The sequence below is a fragment of the Oxynema aestuarii AP17 genome, assembly GCF_012295525.1.
Classification (GTDB): Bacteria; Cyanobacteriota; Cyanobacteriia; order Cyanobacteriales; family Laspinemataceae; genus Oxynema; species Oxynema aestuarii.
Window position 1 is genome coordinate 2,880,587 of the sequence record NZ_CP051167.1, and the last position, 17,221, is coordinate 2,897,807.

The 17,221-nt window shown below is 52.2% G+C and carries 9 protein-coding genes; 1 reads left to right on the forward strand and 8 read right to left on the reverse strand.

Translation table 11 applies throughout. The annotated features are described in order from the left end of the window. Positions 1–128 precede the first annotated feature (128 nt). The gene (gene dnaB / locus HCG48_RS11835) at positions 129–2,402 is read left to right on the forward strand and encodes a replicative DNA helicase (RefSeq protein ID WP_168569337.1); all 2,274 of its coding nucleotides are present in this window, start codon (positions 129–131) and stop codon (positions 2,400–2,402) included. Here dnaB and pgmB read toward each other — a convergent pair. The 8 genes from pgmB to psaA form a co-directional block, all read right to left on the reverse strand. Then, on the reverse strand, positions 2,396–5,350 hold the full coding sequence (gene pgmB / locus HCG48_RS11840) for a beta-phosphoglucomutase (RefSeq protein WP_168569338.1): 2,955 nt from the start codon (positions 5,348–5,350) through the stop codon (positions 2,396–2,398). The two genes, dnaB and pgmB, sit on opposite strands and share 7 nt — an antisense overlap. Positions 5,351–5,520: 170 nt before the next feature. Further along, positions 5,521–7,959, reverse strand: a complete 2,439-nt coding sequence (locus HCG48_RS11845; RefSeq protein WP_168569339.1) for a sucrose synthase — start codon at positions 7,957–7,959, stop codon at positions 5,521–5,523. Between the two features lie 102 nt (positions 7,960–8,061). After that, positions 8,062–8,247, reverse strand: a complete 186-nt coding sequence (locus HCG48_RS11850) for a hypothetical protein (protein WP_168569340.1) — start codon at positions 8,245–8,247, stop codon at positions 8,062–8,064. A gap of 189 nt (positions 8,248–8,436) precedes the next feature. Further along, on the reverse strand, positions 8,437–9,510 hold the full coding sequence (locus HCG48_RS11855; RefSeq protein WP_168569341.1) for a glycosyltransferase family 4 protein: 1,074 nt from the start codon (positions 9,508–9,510) through the stop codon (positions 8,437–8,439). Between the two features lie 763 nt (positions 9,511–10,273). After that, positions 10,274–11,233: a GDSL-type esterase/lipase family protein gene (locus tag HCG48_RS11860; protein ID WP_168569342.1), complete on the reverse strand. Its 960-nt coding sequence runs from the start codon at positions 11,231–11,233 to the stop codon at positions 10,274–10,276. 72 nt (positions 11,234–11,305) lie between these two features. Continuing rightward, positions 11,306–11,587, reverse strand: coding sequence for a hypothetical protein (locus tag HCG48_RS11865; RefSeq protein ID WP_168569343.1), 282 nt, complete (start codon positions 11,585–11,587; stop codon positions 11,306–11,308). A 416-nt stretch (positions 11,588–12,003) separates the two neighbouring features. Then, positions 12,004–14,232, reverse strand: coding sequence for a photosystem I core protein PsaB (psaB, locus tag HCG48_RS11870; protein ID WP_168567803.1), 2,229 nt, complete (start codon positions 14,230–14,232; stop codon positions 12,004–12,006). Positions 14,233–14,256: 24 nt separating this feature from the next. Continuing rightward, on the reverse strand, positions 14,257–16,527 hold the full coding sequence (gene psaA / locus HCG48_RS11875; protein WP_168569344.1) for a photosystem I core protein PsaA: 2,271 nt from the start codon (positions 16,525–16,527) through the stop codon (positions 14,257–14,259). Positions 16,528–17,221: the final 694 nt, after the last annotated feature.

Genomic DNA, 17,221 nt, shown 5'->3' on the forward strand with positions numbered 1-17,221 from the left:
CGGGGCGGTTGTTTTTGGCTTGGCGGGTCGTGACGGGGTGATTCCCGTCGAAAACCCCTGTTTTCTCGATGTAGAGGCGCGAGCGATCGCGTCTCTCGCTCCCAGATTTTCCCATTCGAGGCTCGATCGTGGTTGAATCCCCGAACTTTCAAGCGAGCGCCGATCGCCTTCCGCCCCAAAATATCGAAGCGGAAGAATCGATTTTAGGTGGCATTCTCCTCGATCCCGAAGCGATTAATCGCGTGGTAGACAAGCTCGTTCCCGATGCCTTTTCTATTGTCGCCCACCGCCACATTTATAACGCCACTCTCGACCTTCACCAGAGGGGCAAACCGACCGATTTGATGACCGTAACCACCTGGTTGAGCGATCGCCAACTGCTCGAAAAAATAGGCGGTCAAAGTAAGTTGGCTCAATTAGTGGATCGCACGGTTTCCGCCGTCAATATCGAACAATATGCCGATCTCGTCATCGATAAATATATTCGCCGTCGCCTCATCCACGCGGGTCACGATGTTGCCAATTTAGCTTACGAAACTTCTTTAGATCTCAAAACTATTCTCGATCGCGCCGAACAAAAAGTGTTCGGATTGAGTCAAGAACGCCCCCAACAGGGTTTAGTTCGGATCTCGGATACTCTCGTTCACGCCTATCAAGAAGTCGAAATTCATCACCAAGGTTTAGCCTTACCCGGTTTGTCTTGCGGCTTTTACGACCTCGATGCGATGACGGGCGGTTTTCAGCGATCGGATTTGGTTATCGTGGCGGGGAGACCTGCTATGGGAAAATGTCTCGCCGCCGATTCTGAAATTGTTTTAAATGACGGTTCTTTAGTCACGATCGCCGAGATCGTCCGTCAACAACAGGCTCGCTTACTGACGTTAAACGAGCATCATTATCAATTTGAATTCACCGAAGCATCTGCCTTTGTTGACGATGGTATTAAACCCGTTTTTCGGGTGACGACGCGCTCCGGTCGCTCGATTTCTACAACCCTGAGTCACCCTTATTTAACCCCCCAGGGTTGGCGACCTCTTTGGGAGTTGAAAATCGGCGATCGCGTCGCCGTTCCCGCAAAATTAACGGTTTTTGGGAATCGCAGGATCGACGAACTGACTTTAGAAACGTTGGCGCAATTCGCGACGGGCGATCGCCCGCTTCCCGCGATCGTTTTTCAGTTGGAGCGATCGCAATTAGCTCGATTTTTAAACATTTTATTTCAGTCTAAAAATCAGTCTAAAAATCAGTCTAAAAATCAGAAGTATTTATTTTCAGAGATTGAAACAAATGACGAGCAAAATTTCGATCTTGCCGATCGCGTTCTCAACCTAGACAACGAAAAATTAGCCCGTCAACTGCAACATCTACTCTTGCGATTTGGGATGCTTTCCCAACTGCGGCGATCGCCTCGGGGTTGGAGAATAGAGAGTTTATCGAGATCTCGTCTGGAAACAAGGCGAACCCCCATCACCAGTCATGCGAGCCAAATAGGGAGCGGCGATCGCACTTCAATCGCTATTTTAGAAAACACAGATCGAAGCATAGGAGAATTCGGCGATCGTCACGAAATTAATCGCAAAATTAATAGCGAAATCTATTGGGATGAAATTATCGAAATCGTTCCCCTCGGTCGCCAACAAGTTTATGACTTAACTATTCCTAAAACGCATAACTTTGTGGCTAACGATATCTGCGTGCACAATACCAGTTTCGCCCTGAATATTGCCCGCAATATTGCCGAACATCACGAGTTACCCGTCGCCGTCTTTAGCTTGGAAATGTCTAAAGAACAACTCGTGCAACGGATGCTCGCTGGCGATGCAGGAATTGAAAGTAACCGTTTGCGATCGGGTCGCATCAGTCAAAACGAATGGGAACCGCTCACGAATGCCGTTGCGATGCTCTCGGAGTTACCGATTTTTATTGACGACACCCCCAATATTACCGTCACCGAGATGCGCTCTAAATGCCGCCGTTTGCAAGCGGAACAAGGCGGAAAAATGGGGTTAGTTTTGATCGACTATTTGCAATTAATGGAAGGGAGCAATCCAGATAATCGAGTTCAAGAATTATCAAAAATAACCCGAAGTTTGAAAGGGTTGGCACGGGAATTGAGCGTGCCGATTATTACCTTATCTCAACTCAGTCGGGGCGTAGAAGCGCGCAATAACAAACGTCCGATGATGTCCGACTTACGCGAATCCGGTTCGATCGAACAAGATGCGGATTTGGTGATCATGTTATATCGAGAAGAATATTATATGCCGGACACCCCCGATCGCGGCATCGCCGAAGTGTTGATTACCAAACACCGTAATGGACCGACAGGGGTGGTGAAATTATTATTCGATCCGCATTTAACGAAGTTTAAAAATTTAGCGCGATCGCCGGGAAATTATTGAGATTTTAGTCCTAACTTCCCTAATAAATCTTCCCAACGAACGCCGTCTAAATTGGGTAAAACTGCATGAGCGTTACCGACTCGATTGGTCGGCCCCAAACCGACAGCGTACATCCCCGCCGCTAAGGCAGCTTCGACCCCCGAGGCGGCATCTTCGACCACGAGACACTCTGCGGGAGCCACCCCAATTAACGAGGCGGCGTGGAGGAACAGATCGGGAGCGGGTTTGGACTGTTCGACGCTGTGACCGTCGGCGATCGCATCGACCAGAGGGGCAATTCCGAGCCGTTCTACCACCAATTGGGCGTTTTTACTGGCCGATCCGATCGCGATCGCGATCTGGCGCGATCGCAACTGTTCGAGTAAAGGAACGACCCCGGGAAGTAGGTCTTCCGGTCCCATCGTGTGGGTGAATTCCACGTAATACTCGTTTTTGCGGGCCATCATCCGTTCCATCTCGGCTTCGCTGAGGGGGCGATCGCCCAACATTTGCAAGAGGGAATCGCGGCGAGACAGTCCGCGCATCGCTTCGTTCATCTCGCGATTGAAGGGAATCCCTTCTTCGTCGGCGAGTTTCTGCCAACTACGATAGTGGAACTCGGCAGTATCGGTCAGTACGCCGTCGAGATCGAAAATCACACCGCGAATCGTCGAGTTTTCGCAGCCATGGCGATCGTCGTTGGTCGAATCGCAAGGGTTTAAATCGAACTCGTAAGTTTTACCCCGCCATTGCAACTTAAACTTGAGTCGGGTCCACCCGGGGGGAAAATGGGGAGTGGCGATCGGTTCGTCCCCGGGGACGATTCCCGGCAATTGGACGCCGCCAAAGCCGAACACCACCGCCTGCCAGACCCCGCCCGCCGAGGCGGCGTGTATGCCGTCGGCAGCATTTCCCCGCACGTCTTCCAGGTCTACCATAGCCGCGAGCATGAAATCTCGATAAGCTTCCTCGGGTTTGTCCAGATCGCAGGCTAAAATCGCGTGAATCGCCGGACCGAGGGAGGATCCGTAAGTGCGATCGGTACGGGGCGCGTAGTAATCCCAGTTCGTTCGCAGCACGTCGCGATCGTAGTACAACAAGTGATTTCCTGGGGACGCGATCGCCGGACCACTCCCGCGCAGCACGTACAGCAGCATTAACACGTCCGGTTGTTTGAGCACTTGGCGCTTGTTCGCCCCTTCGATCCCGAGGATCGCCTGCATCGATCGCGTGCGCGGTTCGTATGCTTCCAGGTCGATATCTTCGAGTTGAAAGAAATTTTCGCACTGCTCGATCGTCCCGGTCGCGGGATCGTAGGGAATCCACAAACCGCGCACGATATCGGCCCAACGCTGTTGGCGTTCTTCCGTTAAATCCAGTTGAGTTGTCAACGTCGCGCAGCGATCGCCGTCGTATTGCGCCAACCATTGCAAAATCGCCAACGCCGTTTGTAAGTGCCACTGCACCATCCGATTCGTAAAGGCATTATTATCGACCCGTTCGTGATATTCGTCCGGACCGATAACATTGCGGATCTCGTAGCGTTCCCGTTTCCCGTCCCATTCGACGCGACTGCCCCAAAATAAGGCCGTATCGAGGATAATTTCGGCGCCGTAACGACTCATCCACTCGTCATCCCCGGTTCCTTGCCAATATTGCCAAATTGCATAAACGACATCGGTGGTGATGTGCAGTTCGCGATCGCCGCACCAAATCCGAATCGGTTCGGTTTCCGGATCCGTAGACAACACCCAACGCGGGGTCACTTCATCCCCCGTGTCCGCACTTTCCCAGGCAATCAACGCCCCGGGATAGCCACTGGCTTTCGCTTTGCGCCGACTCCCGGGTAAGGTGTGGTAGCGGTAGGTGAGCAAGTTGCGGGCCAGTTCCGGCTGGGTGAAGGTCAACGCCGGAACGATGAAAATTTCCGTATCCCAGAAAATATGCCCTTTATAGCCGAAACCGGACAGGGTTTTCGCCGGAATGCTGACGCGATCGTCGTCCCGTGGCGTGGCGATCGCCAGTTGAAATAAGTTGTAACGGACCGCGAGTTGCGCTTTGAGGTCCCCTTCGATGGTGATGTCCCACTTGTCCCAGGTGGCGTCCCAAGCCTTTTCGTGGCGCGATCGCAACTCCGTATAATCCCCTCGTTCGCTTAAATGGGCGATCGCCTTGGCTGCGGGATCTGGCGTTTCCCGAGTCGTGAACACGGTCAGGACTTTCGCCAAACTCACGGTTTGACCGGGACTGGCGCTAAAGGTCGCCGCGATCGTCGGGTAGCCTTCGCATCCTTTCAGTTGAATGTCGGGATCGTTCGCCCCGCGTAAGTCGATCCGGGACGCCATCCCCAATTGGATCCGGGAATTGCGGGTCTGCACGTGCAACCACACCCCTTCGAGTTGCCGATCGCGATTGCCGATCGCCCCTTGGTTGACCCATTCCCAATGCACGATCCCCTGGTTTTCCGGATAACCGTTGATACTCGATTGAATTTCAATTTCTCCTTGAAAATCCACCGGGGTCACTCCGACCATCAGCGCCAAAACGTGGCGGTCGTCCAAACTGGCGAAGCGTTCGAAACTCAAGTCGAGGGTATGGCCCCCAGGCGATCGCCAGCGCACCCGGCGATCGAGCAATCCCCGTTTTAAATCGAGTTGGCGACTGTAACTGAGGATTTCGCCGCGATCGAGTCGGAAGCGTTCGCCTTCGATCGCGATCGACAGCGCCAACCAATCGGGACAGTTCGCCAGTTCCGTATAAACTACGGGGACGTCATCGTAGACCCCATTGATAAAGGTGGCGGCCCAAGCGCCGGGATACCCTTCCTCAAAACTGCCGCGCGTTCCGAGATAACCGTTCCCGACAGTGAAAACCGTTTCTTTGTGATGTTGGTGGTGGGGGTCGAATTGAGTTTCACTCAAAACCCAATCGGAGTATAAGAAGGGGTGGGGAGCAACTTTGGCGTCCATCACAGCTTTTAGAGTTTAGAGTTTAGAGTTTAGATTGTAGATTTTAGATTCGGGTAGTTTTTGCAGATCCAGGGTAAATTTTGGGATCGGTCGGCGATGGTTAGATCTGAGCGCAACATCGGCGAAACTCTCGGGAATTGAGCGCCGAGGAGATCGAGACCGTCAACCCGTCAACCCTGACAATGTTCTGCGAGTAACCGCTCGGCTCTAGGCTTGTAAATGGCATAAAATAAAGCTTCCATATAGCGCAACAGCGCTTCTCGGTCTTCTTTTGCCGCCGATCGCCAAAACCCATAAGTTTTCGCGATCGCCAGCACGTGCTTGGCGTGCAGCTTCCAGTTATATTTCGCCCGCACCCGTTCGATCGCCCGTTGGGAAATTTCCGACCAGTAATCGGGATCCGCGTCGCAGCGATCGCTAAAATCGAGGATTTTGCGAGCCATTGCTTCTAAATCCGTCGGATCGATCGAAAAACCATTCTCCCCATCTTGAATAATTTCCGACGGTCCGCCGAATTGGGTCGCAAACGTCGGCAATCCGGAAATCATCGCTTCGATCGTCGTCAATCCGAAGGCTTCAAACCGCGCCGGATGCACGAAAATGCCGCGATTTTCGGCGATCGCCCGATAGACCCCGCCCGTGTCCGGCGTCGTCAGGCGCATTCCCACCCAGCGCAGCTTATTTTCGAGGGCGTAGCGGGCGATCGCCTCGTAAAGTTGTTCGATTTCCGCTTTTTCTTCTTCATCTTTGGCCCGATCGCGGTGAATCGTGCGCGTGAGAAAGACTAAGTTATAGCGCTCTTGTAACCCAGGCGATCGTCCGAAACATTCGACCAATCCCGAGAGATTTTTGACCGCCGTCAGGGGGGCGATCGCCAACATGGCGGGTTTGTCCGGATCGTCCAATTTCCCAAAAATATCCGGGTCTTCACGGGTCAACAGCAGGCTTTTGAGGCGATCGCGCCGCGTTCGTTCCCTGTCTCCATCCGCACCCACGGGATCGGTTTCAAAATAGGGAAAAAAGATACTTTCATCGACCCCCGGCGGGACGAGATTAAACTTCGGATCGAACAGTTCGATCCCGTTAACCACGTGATACAGTTCCGGCATGGTAAAGATTTTGTAAGATTCGTAATGCCCGACCGTATCCGGGGTTCCTACAATTTCTTGATAGGTACTCGTCAGGATAAAATCTGCCGCATTCATGGCGATCGTATCCGCCGTAAATTGTAGGGAAAAATGATAGCGCTCTTCTAAATCTTGCCAGTAAAGATTGCTGAATAAATATCTCGGTTTTTCCAACACGTGGGCGATATGACCGTAAGGAACGTCAAACTGTCTCGACAGTAAAAAAGCCACTAAATTACCGTCGGAATAGTTGCCGAGAATCGCATCTGGCGTTCCTTCAAATTCTCGAACTAATTCTGTTTGAGCATCTAAAGCGAAGGTTTCTAAATACGGCCAAATTTCTCGTTTTGAGAGCCAATTTTGGGTTAAATTGGCATTGAACTCTCGGAACGGAACTCGCAAGATCCAAGCATTCTCTGTATCTTCGAGTTTTTCGAGCCTTTGATGACAAACCGTTCCTTCACTGTTGGGGATTAATCGCGTCAAAACGATCGCTTTCGCCCGAACGCCATAACGATCTAATCCGGCGAGTTTAATTTCATTTTGCAGTTGATTTTCTAAATGACGGGCTTGATTGAGAACGTAAACCAGTTGTCCGCTTGTTTCCGATCGCCCCAAGACTTCTTCTTGCGCCACCCACCCATGAACGGAGACTAAAACAATATTAAAAATTAGGGGAATATGAGCGAGAAAGGCTTCTAAAACGGCGCGATCGGAGGTTCCAATCGGTTTGTTGAGAAATTCGAGAACGGTACGCACTCGACTGGCGTTATAGCCCCACCCCGGCTCAAATCCGAGCTGTCTGAGGTCTTGTTCAAATACTGGGTAAGGAGTCTCCGGGTCGAGGCTATCGATCGCCTTTAAGGCTTCGATCGCTTGTTGGGAAAGTTGTTCGCGATTGGTAATGCGATCGTTCAAAAATAATGGGGTTTCTCGATAAGAGCGATCGCGCAACAAATCGAAAACAACGGACAACCATTGTTCGGGTTCGTGAAACCGTTTTGCCGATAATTCGCTATTGAGAAACTCCAGTCCACTGCCAATATTGCGCGCGTCGCGGATACTGGGAGAATGAGCGTAAAATGGGGTCACGTCAATTTCGAGTAACCCACCTTTTTCGGGGAAAAAACGACCGACGAGACGATCGCGGAAAGCGAGTAAATCGCGCACGTTTGCTGGTTCTACGCGATCGCGATCCCGATCGAGTTTGCAAATTTCCTGCGAGGCGATTCTCGGACGCAATAAAAACCAAATTTCGCGATCGTCGAGAATTAGTTCGTGGGTGTAATGGATTAATTCTCCCAAGGAGGAAGAGTGAAAAAAATAGGCAGGTTTTTCGCGATCGCTGCAATATTCTGAAAAAGCCTGTAAAATTTGATTGCGGAGGAAATAGCGATCGCTATCTTTACTTAATTGCGCGATGAATTCATACAAATCGGTTTTTTCACTACTTTTTAAAACCGCTTGAACCAGTTCGGACATAATTCCCCCATACTGGATCGAAAGAGTTATAAAATAATCTTTGTTTAATTTAGATAAAGTGAGGCAATCGAGGCGGGCAGTTCGCCCGCCTTCTTGAGGGTGTTAGGCGATCGAAGAAACTTTGGCTTTGTTATTAGGAGTTAGCACCGTTGGACTCTGCCGAACTGACGGCGCGATCGCCTCATCGGGGAGTTCTTGCCAACAGTGGGTACAAAACCAATAGACTCTTCCTTTACGGGCGTGGCGCAGCAAAGCATCACCACAGCAAGGACAAGTATTTATTGCCATTATTCTGAGACCTCCTTTTGTGGTTGCCGATCGTTGCTTGGAGGAAAGAAGGCAAGAGGCAAAAAGCAAGAATCCAAAGGCTACAAATCTAATTCTGTAGTGCGGAAATCTTGCCTGCGCCTCTGCTCGAAAGTCCCCTCAATTCATATTTCAGACTTCGGAGTTTTGAGTGCCAACGTCCCCATTCAATTAGGCAACTAATTGCCCAGAACTGACTCGTCCGTTGCGGTTCATACTTTCCGCGATCGCCTTTTGATAGGCGAGTTCGTAATCGTCTACCATGCGATTGACGCTAAAGCGGCTAACCACATAATCGCGGCAAGTTTGGCGATCGAGTTGCAGTGCTTTTGGAAGTGCCTCGACCATTTCATCGACATTATTGCAGACAAATCCGGTTTTTCCATGAGCGATCACTTCGGGAACCGAACCCAAATTCATCGCCAGAACCGGGGTTCCCGTACACATGGACTCGATCATGACTAAACCGAAGGGTTCTCTCCAGGTAATTGGGAAGAGAGTGACCGCCGCGTTGCCGAGTAATTCGACTTTTTGTTCGTGAGTGGTTTCGCCGAGATATTCGATTTGGTCGCCGTCGAGGTGCGGTTTAATTTCCTGTTCGTAGAATTCGAGATCGACGCGATCGATTTTCCCGGCCATTTTTAATTTCCACCCGGTTTTTTTGGCAATGGCGATCGCGTGATGCGGGCCTTTTTCCGGTGAAAGTCGCCCTAAAAATGCTAAGTAAGGGGCATTGTGCGGCTTGGCTTTAAAGGGATATTCTTCGATCGCCATGCCGTTATAAACGGTGCTGATGTAATTGAGTCCTAAATCGGTTTCCCGTTGGGCGTCGCTAATGCTGATAAAGTTTTGATCTCGATGTTGTTGGTAAATTTTGCGGCTGTCTGCGGTGAAAATGCCGTGAATCGTGTGAACGATTGGGGTTTTGGCAAAATCGGCAAACGGAAGTGCCGTAAATCCGGTATGAAAATGGATTAAATCAAAATCTTGAGCGCGCTGACAAACTCTTTGCAGTTGCATTAAGTCGTAAACGCCGGGTTCTTTAACACTTGGGTCGAGGCGTAAGGCCCTCGGGGCGATCGATTCGAGTTGAGCTAGGGTTTGCGAGTCGCCGGAGGCGAATAAGGTGACGTCGTGACCGCGACGGACTAATTCGTCAGTGAGGTGACCGACGACTAATTCGATGCCACCATAACCCGGCGGGGGAACTCGTTCCCATAAGGGTGCAACTTGAGCAATCCGCATATTTCTATTGTCTCCTGAAGCGTAATTTTAAGCCTGAAACGAAAGAAAGAGAACGCTCGATCGTTCGAGGGAGAAATTGGATTGAGAAGTAGCTAAGAATAGCTAAGAAAGGATTTTCCTGCTAAGCCGAGCTTGGTTTCATGGTTTTACCCCTTACATTGATAGTGACGCATTCGGTTTGTCGTATCGCTTACCGATGTATGCGACGTCTGGCTCGATCGAGGTTTACGATTGCAAATTAACCCGTTCTTCAAGTTGCTGGCTAGTCGGGTTAACCGTACTTTGCTTTTTGTTGACAGTTTTTCTGTCTTTTTCTCCAAGGTCGCGATCGCTTTTTACGGTCAAAAATCGTTTTTTTTCAGCCGATCCAGCCTTTTTCCGGAGGTCAAGGCTTGAGGTGTCCCCAATGGCCGATAAATAGTAATTTAGGTTACAAAAAATCCCGGTTCAAACCCTGCTCGTTCCACTTTTATCCCGGATCGGCGTTTTCCATTTCATGCATTTCATTGCAAATTGGTGGCGATTCGCTTCCGCATCCCTTTAAGTAAAAAAGCTTAAAAACTTACAAAAATCCGGATTTTTCGCAAAAATTAGATTTTGCTGACTTGACCCCGAATCGATACTTTGTACGATCTAAAGCATTAAATTCGGTGAAGGTCAGTCCCGATCGCCCAGTCCGCGATCGCACCCTTGGGGGTAGAGGTAGGGAAAACCGCCCAAAAAGAGTTAGGTTCTTGCGAATTTCGGGGGGAAGCCCCCCATTTCAGGCGGAAATCACTTGTGGGATGTAAATGGTGCGATCGACTTCGAGGGCGTCGGGAGAGATATCGTTTTTAATAGCGATCGTGTCGTAATAGTCCACATCTGCCGATCCCAGGGTTTTTTCGGCGATCGCTTCGAGGGTATCGCCGGGTTGGATGCGATAGGGTACCCAGTGATAGCGCCGTCCGTGTAGGGTAAACTGTTCGGAGTTTTTGAGCCATTGTTGATAGCGATCGCTGCGATTTAACACGAGGCGGGATTCCGCTTGGGCGATCGCCTTTTGCCACACCAGATAGCCACTGCGACTCAAATGGACGCCATCGGTGGTCAGCGATCGTCGTAAAATATCCCCGGGTTCGGTAAAGCGGGAATTGAGTTCTAAATACATGGCGCCTTGCTTGCGGGCGATCGTCTCTAACTCCGCATTAATTTTGCGAATGCGCGTATTCGGTAGCGCCCCCAACCGCGTCGGTAAAATCGACTGCAACACCACCCGCGCCTCGGGATGAGCTTGGCGAATTTCATCGACAATATATTCGAGATTTTTAAGAATGACCCAGTCCGGTTTTCCCTGTCGCAGGTCGTTGATCCCGCCCAATACGTAAATGGCGTCCGGTCGTGTCGCCGAAAATGCCCACAAGCGTTTGAGCATTCCTGCCGTATTATCCCCAGAAATCCCTTGATTGAGCCACAAGCGCCCGGAAATGAGCAATTCTGGCGGAAACCACAGGGTCAGCGAATCCCCCAGCAGGACAACTAAGCGATTGGCCCCTTGTCCGTAGGCGATCGCCTTCGCTTCTCGATACAGGAGATCTTTCCAATCTTGATAGGTCGGTTGTCCCGTCGCCCCTTCCCAGACTTCCCGAAAACTATCCGGCGGAAGTAGGGTGTAAGTGCGTCCGGCTTTGAGTCCTTCGAGTCGTTGTTTGTAAAGTTGGATGCCAGCAGTCGGTCTGTACATAGATCGGGAAAATCCAGCGATCTGGAGATTGAGGAGCTTTCCATTGTGGGCGATCGGATCGCCAACACTCATTTAAAACCGAGAAAAATCGACGGTCACCGTTCCCTGGTGTCGGGTCACGGCGATCGCACCCCCATTTTCAATCAAATAGTGCCATTTCAAATCCCCATCGGGCAAATCGTAGCTACATTTTGGCGATCCGAGTTGCGTTTCGACTTCAGCCAACGAAGTCAACACTCCTCCATCTTTAACCCGTTGTTTGAATTGATTCGCTACAGTTGCCGACAATTCCTCAATTCCTAAATCAATCGACCCTTCGGGACAGGAGGACAAGCGACGATCTAAAACCAGCATGGGCCGAGACGGATCTTCCCGAGTCACTTGGGAACCCTTCGATCGCGAATATTGAATGAATTGCGGTTGGGACAAGCCTAAAATTTTGGCGCTTCTAGAAACCCCAGACCCAAAACAAAAGGAACGATTGCACTCACTGCGTCTCCCAAGGGACAGAGGGAGAAAAGTTCCAAAGAGAACGAACCCTAATAGTCCATAAAATAACACCCGAGTCAGTCCCATGATGGCGATCCCAACAACACCTATCGATCCAATTTTAACTTCACTCCCCAATCCTATCTGAGTTGTGAAATGAATCGATAACGAGCATTCCCTGTGAATTCGATCGTCTCAATCCACTCATTATCTAAAATCAAAAAAACCCCCCACCCAAACGGGCAGGGGGTTTTCAAGGATTCAGTTAAAACCCGAAAGGGTTAACCGAACTTCCCGGAGGTCGAAGCAATCAAGAACGCCGCGTAAGTAAGGACGTAACCCACGGTGAAGTGAGCCAGACCCACCAAGCGCCCTTGAACGATGCTCATCGCCACGGGTTTGTCTTTCCAGCGCACCAAGTTCGCCAACGGCGTCCGTTCGTGCGCCCAGACCAAAGTTTCGATCAGTTCTTGCCAGTAACCGCGCCAGCTAATCAGGAACATGAAGCCCGTTGCCCAGACTAAGTGTCCGAACAGGAACATCCACGCCCATACCGACAGGTTATTGACTCCAAACGGGTTGTAACCGTTGATCAACTGCGACGAGTTCAGCCACAGGTAATCGCGGAACCAGCCCATCAAATAGGTCGAAGACTGGTTGAATTGCGCCACGTTGCCTTGCCAGATGCACAGGTGTTTCCAGTGCCAGTAGAAGGTCAACCAGCCCAGGGTGTTGAGCATCCAGAACATCGCCAGATAGAACGCATCCCAGGCGCTGATGTCGCAGGTGCCTCCCCGTCCGGGGCCGTCGCAAGGGAAGCTGTAGCCGAAGTCTTTTTTGTCCGGCATCAGCTTGGAACCTCGGGCGTCGAGGGCGCCTTTGACCAAGATCAGGGTCGTGGTGTGCAGACCCAAGGCGATCGCGTGGTGTACCAGGAAGTCTCCCGGTCCGATGGTCAGGAACAGCGAGTTGCTGTTGGAGTTGATCGCTTCCAACCAGCCCGGTAACCAGACGTTGCCGTAGTTCGGCCAGGCGGTACTCGCGATGCTGTCGGGGTTCGACAGCAGGGTATCGAAGCCGTAGAGGGCTTTCCCGTGGACTGCTTGAATCCATTGGGCAAACACGGGCTCGATCAGGATTTGTTTTTCCGGGGTGCCGAAGGCCACGACGACGTCGTTGTGGACGTACAAGCCGAGGGTGTGGAACCCGAGGAACAGGGATACCCAGCTCAGGTGCGAGATAATCGCTTCTTTGTGTTCTAAAACCCGGTACAAGACGTTGTTCTTGTTGGCTTCCGGGTCGTAGTCGCGCACGAGGAAGATTGCCCCGTGGGCAAAGGCTCCTACCATCAAGAATCCGGCGATGTACTGGTGATGGGTGTACAGGGCGGCTTGGGTGGTGAAGTCTTTGGCGATGAAGGCGTAGCTGGGCAGGGAGTACATGTGTTGCGCCACCAGGGAGGTGATCACCCCGAGACAGGCGAGGTGCCATCCGAGTTGGAAGTGCAACGAGTTGTTGTACGTGTCGTACATCCCTTTGTGTCCGGCGCCGAGCAGTCCGCCGAAGGGGGTGCCTTCTGGGGGATTGTGGGCGTCCATGATTTCTTTCATGCTGTGACCGATGCCGAAGTTCGTCCGGTACATGTGTCCGGCGATGATGAACAAGACGGCGATCGCCAGATGGTGGTGGGCGATGTCGGTCAGCCACAGGGCTTCGGTTTGGGGATGGAAGCCGCCGAGGAAGGTCAGGATCGCACTTCCGGCGCCTTGGCTGGTGCCGAAGAGGTGTTCGGCGGTGTCCGGGTTTTGGGCGTACACGCCCCAGTTCCCGGTGAAGAAGGGGGCCAATCCGGCGGGGTGCGGTTTGACGGAGAGGAAGTTATCCCACCCGACGTGTTGCCCGCGCGCTTCGGGGATGGCGACGTGGATCAGGTGTCCGGCCCAGGCGAGGGAGGAGACGCCGAAGAGTCCCGCCAGGTGGTGGTTCAGCCGCGATTCGGCGTTTTTGAACCACGACAGGGAGGGGCGGTATTTCGGCTGTAGGTGCAACCACCCGGCGAACAGCATGACGGCGGCGAGGACCATCAGGAAGATGGCACCTTGGTACAGGTCGCCGTTGCTTCTCATGCCGATCGTGTACCACCAGTGGTAAACGCCGGAGTAGGCGATGTCTACTGGGTTGCTTGCTCCCGCTTGGGTGAAGGCGTCTACGGCGGGCTGCCCGAATTGCGGATCCCAGATCGCGTGGGCGATCGGTCGCACGTTGAGCGGGTCTTTGACCCACTGCTCGAAGTTTCCTTGCCAGGCGACGTGGAAGAGGTTGCCACTGGTCCACAGGAAGATGATTGCCAGGTGGCCGAAGTGACTCGCGAAAATCTTTTGGTATAGATTTTCTTCGGTCATGCCATCGTGGCTTTCAAAGTCGTGGGCCGTGGCGATTCCGTACCAAAGCCGACGAGTTGTCGGATCGGCTGCGAGGTCCTGGCTAAATTTTGGAAATTTAGTTGCCATAAGTCGTTATCTATCCTCCTCGCTCTATCCCGACACTGAAATGATCCGAGCCAGGAAGAATGCCCAGGTCGTCACGATTCCTCCGAGGAGGTAGTGAGCGACACCAACAGCACGTCCTTGGATGATGCTCAGAGCGCGAGGCTGAATGGCAGGAGCCACTTTAAGCTTGTTGTGCGCCCAGACAATAGACTCGATCAGTTCTTGCCAGTAGCCACGGCCACTGAACAGGAACATGAGGCTGAAGGCCCAGACAAAGTGCGCGGCCAAGAACATCAGACCGTAAGCAGACAGTGCCGAACCGTAGGATTGGATGACCTGAGAGGCTTGCGCCCACAGGAAGTCACGCAACCAGCCGTTGATGGTGATCGCACTTTGGGCGAAGTTTCCACCGGTAATGTGAGAAACAGTGCCGTCCGGAGCAACGGTACCCCATACGTCGGATTGCATCTTCCAGCTAAAGTGGAAAATCACGATCGACAGGGAGTTGTACATCCAAAACAGACCTAAGAATACGTGGTCCCAACCGGAAACTTGGCAGGTGCCGCCGCGTCCGGGGCCGTCGCAAGGGAAGCGGAAGCCCAGTTCGCTCTTGTCGGGAATCAGACGAGAGTTGCGGGCAAACAGCACACCCTTGAGCAGGATGAGAACGGTAACGTGAATGGTGAAGGCATGAATGTGGTGGACCAAGAAATCTGCCGTCCCGAGGGTAATCGGCATCATGGCCACTTTGCCGCCAACGGCGACGACGTCGCCACCAAAGGCATAGCTGGCAGCTTCTACCGCATTAGGAGCGGTGTTGCCCGGCGCTAAGGCGTGCAGGTTTTGCACCCATTGCGCGAAGATGGGCTGCAGTTGGATTCCGGTGTCCGAGAACATGTCTTGAGGACGACCGAAAGCGCGCATGGTGTCGTTATGGACGTACAAGCCGAAGCTGTGGAAGCCCAAGAACAGACAGACCCAGTTCAGGTGAGAGATGATGGCATCCCGGTGACGGATAACCCGGTCGAGCAGGTTATCGACGTTTTTAGCCGGATCGTAATCGCGAACCATGAAGATGGCAGCGTGGGCACCCGCCCCGACGATCAGGAAACCGCCAATCCACACGTGGTGCGTGAACAAAGACAGTTGCGTGGGATAGTCGGTGGCAATGTACGGATACGGAGGCATCGAGTACATGTGGTGAGCCACGATGATGCTCAAGGAACCCATCAAGGCTAAGTTGATGGCGAGCTGAGCGTGCCAGGAGGTGGTCAGGATTTCGTAGAGACCTTTGTGGCCTTGTCCGGTGAACGGACCTTTGTGGGCTTCGAGCATCTCTTTCATGCTGTGGCCGATGCCCCAGTTGGTCCGGTACATGTGTCCGGCAATGATGAACAGAACGGCGATCGCCACGTGATGGTGCGCCGTATCCGACAGCCAGAGACCGCCCGTGACCGGGTTTAATCCACCTTTGAAGGTTAGGAAGTCCGAGTAGGCTCCCCAGTTCAAGGTGAAGAAGGGCATGACACCTTTAAAGAATCCCCATTCCACACCGGGATACAAATCGGTCATCAAGCTCGGATTGAGGATGAATTCGTGCGGTAAGGGAATATCCTTCGCCGCGACGCCTCGATCCAAGAGATTGTTGATCGGCAGGGAAACGTGGATTTGGTGTCCGGCCCAACCCAGGGACCCGAGTCCCAACAGTCCGGCGAGGTGGTGGTTCATCATCGACTCCACGTTCTGGAACCATTCCAGTTTGGGAGCGCGTTTGTGATAGTGGAACCACCCGGCGAACAGCATCAAACCCGCCATGACCAACGCACCGATGGCGGTGCAGTAGAGTTGGAACTCGTTGGTAATGCCGGAAGCCCGCCAGAGCTGGAACAGCCCGGAAGTTATTTGAATACCGTGAAATCCACCGCCAACATCGGCGTTTAAAATTTCTTGACCGAAAATCGGCCAGACAACCTGGGCGCTCGGTTTGATCCCGGTGGGATCGCCAAGCCATGCTTCATAGTTGGAGAACTTGGCACCGTGGAAATAGGCGCCGCTCAACCAAATGAAGATGACGGCCAGGTGACCGAAGTGCGCGCTAAAGATCTTGCGCGATACGTCTTCTAAATCGCTGGTATGGCTATCAAAATCGTGAGCGTTGGCGTGCAGGTTCCAAATCCAAGTGGTGGTTTTGGGACCGCGAGACAAGGAACGGTCGAAATGCCCGGGTTTGGACCACTTCTCGAAGGAAGTCGGTACGGGATCGTTTTCGACTGTCACTTTGACTTTTGCCTCTCGCTCGGGAGGACTGATCGTCATCGAGACTCTCCTCTCTCTAGACAAGTCAAGTAACTGTAGTTTACGAATTCACCCGAAGGCGGGTGAGTGAGGTGCAAAGATTTGCTTCGCTCCCGGCTGGGGGTCGTGCGATTCGATCGCCGGACCGCCCACTCTCGCTCGGCCAATCTCGGAGATTGACTTCGTTCGTGGACTGGGTGCGATCGCCCGCACAACATCGCTCGGGATCTCAGCCAGCTCTTTCTTTACCTTTTGTTGCAGATCTTAGAGACCTACAGGCTTTTTATCCTCTTCGAGACCCATGTTCTCTCCGTAGGATTACGTAAATTTGGCGGTTTGTTAAGCCGCCTCCAAGCTGGCTGTCAAGACAGAACCTTTGCTGGAATGCCCACCAATCCGCACTCTTCACAGGGGAAGCACTTCTTCGGTGGGCTTCTGTTGGTGCATTATAGGGCTACCTTCCACTAAATTTCAGGTGCACTTAACAATAATTCAAATTCTTAAACCTTTGATATTCCGTTACCTTTAACCTTCAAATTCCTTGTCAAAAGTCAAGGGTTAGATCCATAACTTAATACATCTTAATCATTAGTCCGACTAATACTCGAACGCAACTCAGGGGGTGGTGAGAGTTAGCCCCTCTGGCTTAGAGTCGGTTGTATTTTTCTAAAAACCCAAGACCTGGGAATATAGTTGTGCAACGGCACGCGATCGC